At 66.7% G+C, this 11,668-nt stretch carries 13 protein-coding genes and 1 tRNA gene; 10 read left to right on the top strand and 4 right to left on the bottom strand.

The features are described 5' to 3' along the window. Positions 1–42: 42 nt before the first annotated feature. The 4 genes from AC07NF_RS11855 to AC07NF_RS11840 all read left to right on the top strand — a co-directional run bounded on the left by AC07NF_RS11855 (position 43) and on the right by AC07NF_RS11840 (position 2,790). On the top strand, positions 43–657 hold the full coding sequence (locus tag AC07NF_RS11855; RefSeq protein WP_492816404.1) for an exopolysaccharide biosynthesis protein: 615 nt from the start codon (positions 43–45) through the stop codon (positions 655–657). Between the two features lie 63 nt (positions 658–720). Next, a complete protein-coding gene (hpf, locus tag AC07NF_RS11850) occupies positions 721–1,353 on the top strand; it encodes a ribosome hibernation-promoting factor, HPF/YfiA family (protein WP_492816406.1) in 633 nt (210 codons plus the stop codon). Positions 1,354–1,441: 88 nt separating this feature from the next. Further along, a complete protein-coding gene (ptsN, locus tag AC07NF_RS11845; RefSeq protein WP_492816408.1) occupies positions 1,442–1,906 on the top strand; it encodes a PTS IIA-like nitrogen regulatory protein PtsN in 465 nt (154 codons plus the stop codon). A gap of 86 nt (positions 1,907–1,992) precedes the next feature. Beyond that, positions 1,993–2,790, top strand: coding sequence for a helix-turn-helix domain-containing protein (locus tag AC07NF_RS11840; protein ID WP_494626081.1), 798 nt, complete (start codon positions 1,993–1,995; stop codon positions 2,788–2,790). A gap of 52 nt (positions 2,791–2,842) precedes the next feature. Here AC07NF_RS11840 and AC07NF_RS11835 read toward each other — a convergent pair whose 3' ends face one another. From AC07NF_RS11835 to AC07NF_RS11820, 4 genes are all read right to left on the bottom strand, one after another. Further along, on the bottom strand, positions 2,843–3,112 hold the full coding sequence (locus tag AC07NF_RS11835; RefSeq protein ID WP_494626078.1) for a DUF1150 family protein: 270 nt from the start codon (positions 3,110–3,112) through the stop codon (positions 2,843–2,845). Positions 3,113–3,195: 83 nt separating this feature from the next. Beyond that, the gene (locus tag AC07NF_RS11830; protein ID WP_494626076.1) at positions 3,196–3,624 is read right to left on the bottom strand and encodes an Hsp20 family protein; all 429 of its coding nucleotides are present in this window, start codon (positions 3,622–3,624) and stop codon (positions 3,196–3,198) included. A gap of 169 nt (positions 3,625–3,793) precedes the next feature. Further along, positions 3,794–3,869 (bottom strand) — tRNA-Ala (locus tag AC07NF_RS11825). A 337-nt stretch (positions 3,870–4,206) separates the two neighbouring features. Next, positions 4,207–4,674 (bottom strand): TIGR02300 family protein, encoded by a 468-nt coding sequence (locus AC07NF_RS11820; RefSeq protein WP_492816415.1) that lies wholly within the window; start codon positions 4,672–4,674, stop codon positions 4,207–4,209. Between the two features lie 117 nt (positions 4,675–4,791). Here AC07NF_RS11820 and aroA point away from each other — a divergent pair, with 117 nt between their 5' ends. From aroA to mscL, 6 genes are all read left to right on the top strand, one after another. Further along, entirely contained in the window at positions 4,792–6,123 is a 1,332-nt protein-coding gene (aroA, locus tag AC07NF_RS11815; RefSeq protein WP_494626074.1) for a 3-phosphoshikimate 1-carboxyvinyltransferase, read from the top strand. A 2-nt stretch (positions 6,124–6,125) separates the two neighbouring features. Continuing rightward, on the top strand, positions 6,126–6,758 hold the full coding sequence (gene cmk / locus AC07NF_RS11810) for a (d)CMP kinase (RefSeq protein WP_494626072.1): 633 nt from the start codon (positions 6,126–6,128) through the stop codon (positions 6,756–6,758). Positions 6,759–6,917: 159 nt separating this feature from the next. Further along, entirely contained in the window at positions 6,918–8,627 is a 1,710-nt protein-coding gene (gene rpsA, locus AC07NF_RS11805) for a 30S ribosomal protein S1 (protein WP_492816419.1), read from the top strand. 159 nt (positions 8,628–8,786) lie between these two features. After that, complete coding sequence (locus AC07NF_RS11800) at positions 8,787–10,751, top strand: DUF3857 domain-containing protein (RefSeq protein ID WP_494626070.1); 1,965 nt, start codon at positions 8,787–8,789, stop codon at positions 10,749–10,751. 117 nt (positions 10,752–10,868) lie between these two features. Then, the gene (locus AC07NF_RS11795; RefSeq protein WP_004617135.1) at positions 10,869–11,159 is read left to right on the top strand and encodes an integration host factor subunit beta; all 291 of its coding nucleotides are present in this window, start codon (positions 10,869–10,871) and stop codon (positions 11,157–11,159) included. Positions 11,160–11,243: 84 nt separating this feature from the next. Continuing rightward, positions 11,244–11,666: a large-conductance mechanosensitive channel protein MscL gene (mscL, locus tag AC07NF_RS11790; protein ID WP_492816424.1), complete on the top strand. Its 423-nt coding sequence runs from the start codon at positions 11,244–11,246 to the stop codon at positions 11,664–11,666. Positions 11,667–11,668 lie beyond the last annotated feature (2 nt).

Here is an 11,668-nt window from a genome sequence, read left to right as displayed (position 1 = left end):
CCGCTTTTTTGGGCCGCGTGTTTCGTGGCGGTGGGAACAGTTGTGATGAGCGAAAAAAGTCTGGCGGACGTGATCGAGGGCTTCGGCGAGGATGCTCGTCCCACGCTTACGGTCGGTCAGATGCTGGAGGCGTTCGAGAGCCGCGCCTTCGGGGCCATGCTGCTGGTCTTCGGGCTGCTGAACTGCCTGCCGCTGCCGCCAGGCTCCTCGACCCTCCTGTCCCTGCCGATCCTGTTCCTGGCCCCGCAGATCGCCATGGGAGCCGAGACGCCGTGGCTGCCACGCGGCCTGATGGAAAAGCCCCTGAAGCGCGCCGACCTGCGTGGCCTGTTCAAGCGCCTGGGTCCGATCGTCCGCAGCATGGAGCTGGTCACCCGTCCGCGCCTGCGACCGATGTTCGCACCCTTGGGCGAGCGGGCCATCGGCGTGGTCTGCACCTTGCTGGCCCTGGTGCTGGTCCTGCCCATCCCTTTGGGCAACCTGGCGCCCGGCGCGACGGTCGCGGTTTTGGCGCTCGCTCTGCTGCAGAGGGACGGCGTTCTGGCGCTGTTGGGCTACCTGATGGCGCTGGGCAGCGGGGCTCTGCTGTTCGTCAGCGCGCACGTTGTCGTGATGGCCGTGCGCAAGCTTCTGGGTGTGTTTTCAGGTCTCGTCTGAGGTCGTCCACAGGCCTTTAAAGCGCCGCTTGACACCCGACTTGGACAGGCGCGTTGTATCGATATGCAAGTCCAAGTCTCCGGCAAGCATGTCGACGTTGGTGAGGCTCTGCGAGTGCGAGTCTCCGACGAAATCGCCCTGAGCATTGGGAAATACTTCGATCGCGGCGGTAACGCCGAGGTCGTGGTCAGCAAGGAGGGCTACGCCTTCCGTGTCGATTGCTCGGTAAAATTGGCTTCGGGCCAGCAGCTCATCAGTCATGGATCGGGAGGCGACGCACACGCGGCGTTCGACTCCGCCCTGTCCAAGATCGATACGCGCATCAGGCGCTACAAGAGGCGGCTGAAGAGCCACTCCGAGGCGGCCACGGCCAAGCAGGTCGAGAACGCCGCGATGTTCGTCCTCAAGGCTCCCGAAGTCGAAGAGCACGAAGAACACGACTGGGATGTGGAGGCTGACCACCCGACGGGCGCGCCCGCGGCGATGGTCATCGCGGAGACCCAGGCCGCGGTGAAGACGATGACCGTTTCCATGGCTGTCATGGAACTGGACTTGACCGCTTACCCGGCAATCGTGTTTAGGAACGCCGCCCACGGCGGATTGTCCGTGGTCTACCGGCGTCCAGACGGGAATATCGGCTGGATCGACCCCGAACGCACGAAGTCGCTAAACGGGCACGGGTCAACCGCGAGCTAATCCGACCATGGCATGGTGGGATGGCGTCGTCGGCGGACCCCCGACGGCGACGCCAAGGCGGTCGACAACGAGCGAGCGTTAGAAGTCCATGACCATTGGCGATCTTCTGGACCCCGGAGCGGTGGCGCTGCGCGCTGGCGCTCCTGGCAAACGCCAAGCCCTTTCGATGGTCGCCGACGTGGCGGGCCGCGTGCTCGGCCTCGACGTCGATGCGGTCCTCGAAGGCCTGGTTGATCGTGAAGCCGCCGGCTCGACCGGCGTGGGCGAAGGCGTCGCCATCCCGCACGCGCGTGTAGACGGCCTGGATCGTGTCCGCGCCGTCGTGGTGCGCCTGGATGCGCCCGTGGCCTTCGACGCCCTCGACGACAAGCCTGTCGACCTTCTGGTGGCCCTGTTCGCCCCCCGCGAAGCCAATGCCGCGCACCTGCGCGCCCTGGCCCGCGTCGCGCGGATGATGCGCCAGCCCGAGATGCGGGCGGCCCTGCGCCAGGCCCGCTCGGCCGACGCCCTCCACGTGCTGCTGACCCACGAAGCGACCAGCACGGCGGCGTAGGGGGCTTAGGTCCCTCCTTTCAACCTGTAGCGGTTTCCTGCCTGCGCCCCTAACCTATCCACCTTGGGTTGGAGGGGCGTGCGGCGATGCAGGGGCGTGTTCACACTCTCAGTGAGCGTGAGAAGGAGACGTTGCGGCTCCTGCTCAGGGGCCATGACGCCAAGTCGGCGGCCACGGCGCTCGGCCTGTCCGTCCATACGGTGAACGAGCGCCTGCGCGAGGCGCGGCGCAAACTCGGCGTCGGCAGCAGCCGGGAAGCCGCCAGGTTGCTGGCGCAGGCCGAGGGCGCGGATCCAAATTTCGCAGATCCAAATTTCTTGGGGGACAAGCTTTTGGGGGTCGCCGCCGCGACGCTCCCAGGCCGAGACCATGACGCATCCGATAACTCGCCACGGAAGGGTCAGACCTCCGCGTGGCTTTTTCGAGGGATGATGGTCATGTTGGCGATAGTCGCGGTGGTCGCGGTAGCGGCGGTATTGCAGGGCGATGGCGGGGCGAGGCCGACCGCCGCGCCGGTGGCGCTGGCGACGTCGCCCAGCGCTTCAGACAAGGCGAGCGCAGGCGCCGCGGAGGCCTGGGCGAAGCTGCTGGACGGGCAGCGCTGGGGCGAGAGCTGGAAGGCGTCGGCGACCATGTTCAGGTCCAAGATCACCGAGGCCGGCTGGGCGTCGACCATCCAGCCGCTGCGTGGCCAGCTTGGACCGGTCTCATCCCGTTCGTTGAAGAGCGTGTCCAGCGCCAAGACGCTGCCAGGCGCGCCGGACGGCGACTACAGGATCGTGCAGTTCGACACCGCTTTCGCCAACAAGTCCGACGCCGTCGAAACCGTGGTGCTGGCGCGCGAAGGGACGGCTTGGGTCGTGGGCGGCTACTTCATCCGCTGAAGCCGGCGGCGAGCGTCCTGAAGGGCTTCAGGGCGCTCGCTGAGGCGATACTCTAGTGCACCGACACCGGGGCCAGTTCATGGGCCAGGGCGGCGGCGATCGCCGTGTCGCGGTCAATCATCACGGCCAGGCGGGCGCCGTCGGCGCGGCAGACGGCGTAGAGGGTCTGGTCAGGCGCCAGGTTGAAGTCCTCCACGCCTTCCGGGACGTCGGCCAGGATCTCGGCGGCCTTGATCGGCCGGACATAGACGAGATCGGGCGCGCCGAGGGCCGCGAAAGCTTCGCTCGTGAAAAGCGGGCTGTGGTGGGTGTTGGGCGTCATGATGACCACCTCCTTGACTAGGGAACGCGCCTCTCACCGGCCGGTTCAGCGCCGAGCCGGAAGGGGCGGGTTCCGCGCGGCGTTCAGCCCGCGCTGCGAATGGGAATTCTTTTAACGAGACGCTCGGGTTCGGGGCGCGCCAGGTCGATGTGCAGCAGGCCGTGCTCCAGGGTCGCGGCGGTCACTTCCATGCCCTCTGCGAGGACGAAGGTGCGCACGAAGCCTCGGGCGGCTATTCCACGGTGCAGGAAGGCCCGCTCGGCCTCGGAACGGCCATCGGCGCTATCGCGCTTGCCGGCGACCACCAGCTGGCCGCCCTCGACCGTCACCTGCAGCTGCTCGGGCGAGAAACCCGCCACCGCCAGGGTGATGCGCACGCCGCCGTGGTCGGCCTGCTCGACATTGTAAGGCGGATAGCTTTCCGAGGCGGCCTTGGCGGCGCGCTCGATCAGGTCTCGGGTGTGTTCGAAGCCCAGCAGGAAGGGGCTGTCGAACATGATGGTCCGGTTCATCGCGAAGTCCTCGCTCAAGCGACTTCGTTCGCGGAGAAAAGCCCGAGGACCGGCGCCGATCCCCACGACACGGATCCAGAAATGGCGACCGTGACCGGACGGTTCAAGAGGATGGGGGAACTTGAGTCCAGAAATGGACAAGGCCCGGACGTTTCCGTCCGGGCCTTGATGGTGGAGCTAAGCGGAGTCGAACCGCTGACCTCTTGAATGCCATTCAAGCGCTCTACCAGCTGAGCTATAGCCCCAAAATTTCTTCGAGAACCTTGCGGTAACTCTCGGAAATCATTGGTCTCTTCGGCGTTTCCGACTTGCGTCGCCCTCCGAAGAGGCGCGGAAACTAGTCCGGGATTTTTCGGGGATCAACCCCCTTCGCGAACTTTTTTCGAGAAAAGTGTCGCACCCCGGAAAACCCCTGTGGATAGCCGGTTTCAGAAGCCCGAAACCGGGAGAGCCTGTCCGGTTCAGGTGGGACACCTGAACCGGATAAACAGGCTCTCAATCCTTAGAGGGAGCGCGTTATGCGGCGAAACCGCTAACACTTTCGCCTAACGCGCTCCGCCACGAAGGGATCAGTCCCGACGATTAGTCTTCGTCGCCCTCGCCGGGCAGACCTTCGATCTCGTCGTCGAGATTGTCGTCGTCGTCCTCGTCCTCCAGGAACGGAACGTCGTCGGCTTCGTCTTCGGCGAGGTCTTCGTCCTCGGCGAAGTCGACGCCCAGGTCGTCACCGCCCGCGGGCGTGACGCCGGGTTCAGCGTCCTCATCGTCGGTCTCGACGACATCCGCCTCGGCGGCTTCGTCGATTTCCGGCGTTTCGTCGGCTTCGTCCTCGTAGCCGTCCGGCTCCTTCGGAGCGGGGGCTTCCTTTTCGTCCTCGGCGTCATAATCCGGCGTGATCGAACGCGCGCGGACACGACGGGACTTCAGCGCCTCTTCCGGGTCGAACTGCTCACCACACTTGGGGCAGACGGCCGGACGGCGATTGAGGTCGTAGAACTTCGATTGGCAGTTGGGGCAGATTTGTTTTGCGCCCAGGTCGGGATTGGCCAATTGGCGACCCTTTGATCCGGATGGGAAAAGCGGCCGGTCACTTGCCATGGCGTGAGCCCGCTGTCAAAAGCAAACCCCTTCGCGAAAACCACCAAGTACTAAGGAGCCGGTTTCGGCATGTCGTCGGCTGGATTAAAGAGCGCACCCGCAGGCGCTCTGCGAGGGATCGTGCGGGCCCCGGGCGACAAGTCCATTTCCCACCGATCGATGATCCTGGGCGCGCTGGCGTCTGGCACCACGACGGTGGAAGGCCTGCTGGAAGGCGACGACGTTCTCGCCACCGCGCGGGCCATGCAGGCCTTTGGCGCGCGGATTGAGCAGGAAGGCGCCGGTCGCTGGCGCATCGAAGGCAATGGCGGCTTCCAGGAGCCCGTCGACGTCATCGATTGCGGCAACGCCGGCACCGGCGTGCGCCTGATCATGGGCGCGGCCGCCGGTTTCGCCATGTGCGCCACCTTTACCGGCGATAGCTCGCTGCGTGGCCGTCCGATGGGCAGGGTGCTGGATCCGCTGGCCCGCATGGGCGCGACCTGGCTGGGCCGCGACAAGGGCCGTCTGCCCCTGACGCTGAAGGGCGGCGCCCTGCGCGGCCTGAACTACACCCTGCCCATGGCCTCGGCCCAGGTGAAGTCGGCCGTGCTGCTGGCCGGCCTGCATGCCGAGGGCGGCGTCGAGGTCATCGAGCCGGAAGCCACCCGCGACCACACCGAGCGCATGCTGCGCGCCTTCGGGGCCGAGGTGATCGTCGAGGACCGCGTCGTCGGCGAAAAAACTTTCCGCCACATCCGCCTGCCCGAGGGCCAGAAGCTGACCGGGACCCACGTGGCGGTGCCGGGCGACCCGTCGTCGGCGGCCTTCCCGCTGGTGGCCGGCCTGATCGTGCCGGGCTCGGAAGTGACGGTCGAGGGCGTGATGCTAAACGACCTGCGCACGGGCCTCTTCACGACGCTGCAGGAAATGGGCGCGGACCTGGTGATCTCGAACCAACGCGTCGCCAGCGGCGAGGAGGTCGGCGACATCACCGCCCGCTACTCCAAGCTCAAGGGCGTGGTCGTCCCGCCCGAGCGCGCGCCGGCGATGATCGACGAATATCCAATCCTGGCCGTCGCCGCCGCCTTCGCTGAAGGCGAGACGGTGATGCGCGGCGTCGGCGAGATGCGCGTCAAGGAAAGCGACCGCATCGCCCTGACCGCCAACGGCCTGAAGGCCTGCGGCGTCCAGGTGGTCGAGGAGCCGGAAGGCTTCATCGTCACCGGGACCGGCCAGCCGCCCAAGGGCGGCGCGACCGTGGTCACCCACGGCGATCACCGCATCGCCATGAGCCACCTGATCCTGGGCATGGCCGCGCAGGAGGCCGTCGCGGTCGACGAGCCGGGCATGATCGCCACCAGCTTCCCGGGGTTCTCCGACCTGATGCGCGGCCTGGGCGCGACGCTGAGCGAGGCCTGAACATGGGCTTCGTGATCGCCGTCGACGGGCCGGCCGCCTCAGGCAAGGGCACGATCGCCTCGCGCCTGGCGGCGGCCTATGGCCTGCCGATGCTGGACACCGGCCTGCTCTATCGGGCGGTCGGGGTGCGGATCCTGGCCGCCGGCGGCGATCTGGACGATCCCGCCTTCGCCGAGGCCCAGGCGCGCGGCCTGACGCTAGCCGAGCTGGAAAAGCCGGAGGTGCGCACCCGCACCGCCGGCGAGGCCGCCAGCCGCTGCGCCGTGCATCCGGGCGTGCGCAAGGCGCTGTTCGACCTGCAGCGCGCCTTCGCCACCCAAGAGGGCGGCGCGGTGATCGACGGCCGCGACATCGGCACGGTCATCGCCCCCGAGGCGCCGGCCAAGCTCTATGTCACCGCGAGCCCGCAGGTTCGCGCCGACCGCCGCTGGAAACAGCTGGTCGGCCAGGGCGAAAACGTCACCTTCGACGAGATCCTGGCCGATATCCGCAAGCGTGATGAACGCGACGGCGGCCGCAAGGACGCGCCGATGACGCAGGCCGCCGACGCCGTCTTGCTCGACACCTCTGAAATGAGTATAGAGCAGGCCTTCGATGCGGCCCGCCGTATCGTCGAGGACGCGCGCGCCCGCTAAAGAGCCTTCAGGCTCTGGGCAAATCCACCGCCGACCTCGCCGCGATAGAGAGAAATCGCGGGATCGCAGAAAACCCAATTCATCCGGAATCCCGAGAACCGCTTTCTCCAGCGGCGCTCATCGCAGGGCTTCCCCCAACCTTAGAGACTAAAGATCAGCATGGCTGACGATATGAGCTTCAACCCGACGCGCGACGATTTCGAAGCGCTGCTGAACGACTCGATGGGCGGCCGCGACTTCGCGGAAGGCACCGTCGTCAAAGGCAAGGTCGTCGGGATCGAAAAGGACTTCGCCATCATCGACGTCGGTCTGAAGACCGAAGGTCGCGTCCAGCTGAAGGAATTCGGCGTCGACGAGAACGGCAAGGCCACCATCAAGACCGGCGACACCGTCGAAGTCTTCCTGGAACGCCTCGAAAACGCGATGGGCGAAGCGGTCATCAGCCGCGAAAAGGCCAAGCGCGAAGAAGCCTGGACCCGTCTGGAAGGCGTCTACGCCCGCAACGAACCCGTCATGGGCGCCATCGTCGGCCGCGTGAAGGGTGGCTTCACCGTCGACCTGGGCGGCGCTTCGGCCTTCCTGCCGGGCTCGCAAGTCGACATCCGTCCGGTCCGCGACGTCGGCCCGCTGATGGGCAAGGAACAGCCCTTCGCCATCCTGAAGATGGACCGTCCGCGCGGCAACATCGTCGTCTCGCGTCGCGCCATCCTGGAAGAAGCCCGCGCCGAGCAGCGCACCGAACTGGTGTCGCAGCTGCAAGAGGGTGAAATCCGCGAAGGCGTCGTCAAGAACATCACCGACTACGGTGCGTTCGTTGACCTGGGCGGCATCGACGGCCTGCTGCACGTCACCGACATGAGCTGGAAGCGCGTCAACCACCCGAGCCAAGTGCTCGCCGTGGGCGACACCGTGAAGGTCCAGATCGTCAAGATCAACCCGGACACCCAGCGCATCAGCCTCGGCATGAAGCAGCTGCAGTCGGATCCGTGGGATGGCGTTGAAGCCAAGTACCCGGTCGGCGCCAAGTTCACGGGCCGCATCACCAACATCACCGACTACGGCGCCTTCGTGGAGCTGGAAGCCGGCGTTGAAGGCCTGGTGCACGTCTCGGAAATGTCCTGGACCAAGAAGAACGTCCACCCCGGCAAGATCGTCTCGACCTCGCAAGAAGTCGACGTCGTCGTGCTGGACGTCGATCCGTCCAAGCGCCGCGTTTCGCTGGGCCTGAAGCAAGCCCTGGCCAACCCGTGGGAAGCCTTCGTGGAAGCTCACCCGGTCGGCTCGTCGGTCGAAGGCGAAGTCAAGAACGCGACCGAATTCGGTCTGTTCATCGGCCTCGACAACGACATCGACGGCATGGTGCACCTGTCGGACATCGACTGGAGCGTCCCGGGCGAAGAAGCCATGGCGCGCTACAAGAAGGGCGACGTCGTCAAGGCGAAGGTCCTGGATGTCGACATCGAGAAGGAACGCATCTCGCTGGGCATCAAGCAGCTGGCTGGCGATCCGATGTCGGGCGACACCTACCGCAAGAACCAGACCGTGACCGTCACCGTCACGGAAGTCACCTCGGGCGGCATCGAAGTTCGCTTCGGCGAAGACGACGCCCCGATGACCGCCTTCATCCGCAAGTCGGACCTGTCGCGCGATCGTCAAGAGCAGCGTCCGGAGCGCTTCGCCGTGGGTGACCGCGTCGACGCTCAGATCACCAACATCGACAAGGCGGCTCGCCGCGTGTCGCTGTCGATCAAGTCGCTGGAAATGGCCGAAGAGAAGGAAGCCATCGAGCAGTTCGGCTCGTCGGACTCCGGCGCTTCGCTGGGCGACATCCTGGGCGCCGCTCTCCGCGAGCGCGCTTCCAAGGAATAGTCTTCACGCTCCTTGTGAGTTTGAAGTCAGCGGCGGCCGGAGCAATCCGGCCGCCGTTTTCTTTTGCGAGCCAAGGGGGCTGGAGCAATCCAGCCACCGTTTTCTTTTGCGAGAAAGACTGCCAAGACTAGCCTGAGGTTGAGTTTGGGGAGGCTTGGCGTGCGGGTTTGGAAGACGGCGGCGTTTGCCGCGGTGTCGGTTGTGGCGCTGGCCAGCGCCGCGTGGGCCGACGACAAGCCCAGCTATGGCCCGCCCGCGGCCTGGGTGAACGTCGCCGATGTCCCGGCCGCGCCGGACGCGACCCAGGCCCCGGCCATCCAGGCCGTGCTCGACGACAGCCAGTCCCTGCTCGGCAAGGACGGGCTGGACTACTACAACCGCCGCATCGCCAAGGTGCTGAAGCCCGAGGGGCTGTCGTCGGGCTCACGCTCGATCACCTGGGAGCCCAGCCGCGACAAGGTCACCCTGCACGGCCTGGCGCTGATCCGCGACGGCCAGCGTATCGACCTCCTGAAGAACGGCGAAGACGTCCTGGTCCTGCGTCGCGAGAAGGACCTGGAGAAGGCGGTGCTGGACGGCCGCATGACGGCGACGATCCAGCTCAAGGACCTGCGGGTCGGCGACATGATCGACTGGTCCTACAGCATCGAGCGGCGCGACCCGATCCTGGGGCCGCGCGCCAGCGACTTCGAGCGCATGGGCTGGGCCGGCGCGATCGGCCGCCATCGCGTGCGGATGCTGTGGCCCGACGGCGTGCCGCTGACCTGGAAGGCCACGCCGGGCTTCCCCGACCCGAAGATCGGCAAGGCGGGCGAGCTGAATGAGCTGCTGGTCGACCAGACGGGCACGATCGCGCCCAAGCCCCCGGCCGGGGCGCCGCTGCGCTTCCAGCGGGTGGGCGAGATCCAGGCCACCACCTATCGCGGCTGGGCCGACGTCGTCGCGCCGATGGCGCCGCTGTACGCGCAGGCCATGACCCTGAAGCCGGACTCGCCGATCAAGGCCGAGATCGCCGCCATCGCCGCCGCCAGCCCCGATCCCAAGGTCCGCGCCTTCAAGGCTCTGCAGCTGGTCGAGGACAAGACCCGCTACCTGCTGCTGTCCATGGGCGACGGCGGCTACAAGCCCGCCTCGGCCGACGAGACCTGGGCGCGACGCTTCGGCGACTGCAAGGGCAAGACGGTGCTGCTCCTGGCCCTGCTGAAGGGCTTGGGCATCCGGGCCGAGCCCGTCGTGGTCTTCGCCAGCCCCGCCGCCGACGGCCTGGACCAGCGCGTGCCTTCTGCCAGCCAGTTCAACCACGTGCTGGTACGCGCCTTCATCGACGACAAGCCCTACTGGCTGGACGGCACGCGCACCGGCGACCGGGGCGGTCTCAGCAGCCTGGCCGCGCCGCCGTTCCTGTGGGGCCTGCCGATCAAGGCTTCCGGCGCGATGCTGGAGCCGATCGTGCAGCAGGCGCCCAGCCGGCCGGACCTGGACGCGGCCATGCGCCTGGATGCTTCGGCGGGCCTCGACAAGCCGGCCAAGTCGGTCGTGACCATGATCATGCGCGGCGACTCGGGCCGGCAGATCGCGCGGCTGATCGAAAGCGCGCCGCGCGCCGACATCGAGCGCAATTTCCGCCAGAGCTTCTCGGCCTCCAACAGCTGGCTGAAGATCGAGACCCTGGACTGGGCGGTCGCCGACGACGGCGCCGTCACCATGACCATCAGCGGCACGGCCGACATGGACTGGCGGCTGAACGACGATGTCGGCCTCTTGGAATGGCGCCTGCCGATGTCGGGCTCGGGCAAGGCCGCGCAGTTTCCGCGCCGCGAGCCGGGCCCCAATGCCGACGCGCCGTTCGCCACGCCGTTCCCCAGCTTCAAGAAGGCCCTGATCGAAGTGACCCTGCCCGGCGGCGGGGCCGGCTTCACGGTCAAGGGGCCGGTCTATAGCGGCCGGGTCGCCAATATCGACACCACGCGGGTCGCGCAGATGGAGGGCGGCAAGGCGGTCTTCCTCGAGGCCGACCAGAGCGCGGGTCGCGAACTGCCGTTCGACCAGGCCGAAGAGGCCAACAAGGTGCGCCGCCGGCTGGCCGACCAGCCTCTGATCATCCGCGCGCCGAAGGCTTCTTGAGGGTGGCGATTAACCGAACCTCGTTCGAGAATCACACGCAACCCCTTGAAGACTCAGCCGTCGTTGGGCAAAGGTCCGCTCGCGCCTTTCTCCTCCAGGGGCGTTCCGGGGATATCGATGATCAAGTCTGAACTCATCGCCAGGCTCGCGAATGAAAATCCGCACCTGACGCAGAAGGACGTCGAACGCGTAGTCGGCGTGATCCTGGAGCGTATGATCGGCGCGTTGGAAGACGGCGGCCGTGTGGAGCTGCGTGGCTTCGGGGCCCTGTCGGTCCGCTCGCGTCCCGCCCGCACCGGCCGCAACCCGCGCACCGGCGAGGCCGTCGAGGTCCGCGCCAAGCACGTGCCGTTCTTCAAGAGCGGCAAGGAACTGCGCGCCCGCCTCAACGCCGACGGCGACGAATAACAACGATTGTATCCCGGGGTTGACCCTGGGAGGCGAACGCCCTCAGCCTTTGCGCCTTGTTTTTAAGGCAGCGAGGGATCTGTCATGAGCGTCGTCAAGGAATTCCGCGAGTTCATCTCGCGCGGCAACGTCATCGACCTGGCCGTCGGCGTGATCATCGGCGCGGCTTTCAATGGCATCGTCAAGAGCCTGGTCGACCAGGTGATCATGCCGCCGATCGGCCTGCTGACCGGCGGCCTCGACTTCTCCAAGCTGGAATGGGTGCTCAAGCCCGAGAATCCGGCGACCGAGGCGATCGAGAAGGTGTCGATCCAGTACGGCGCTTTCATCAACACCCTGATCCAGTTCTTCATCGTCGCGGCCGTCGTGTTCCTGCTGGTCAAGGCGGTCAACAGCATCCGCCGCGCCGACGCCGCCGAACCCGCGCCCTCGGCCCCGCCGGCCCCGACCCCGGAAGAGAAGCTGCTGACCGAGATCCGCGACCTGCTGGCCAAGCCGGCTAAGTAAGG

It is taken from the genome of Caulobacter sp. GW821-FHT10A06 (assembly GCF_059415805.1).
This window is presented reverse-complemented; position numbering and strand designations above follow the sequence as displayed.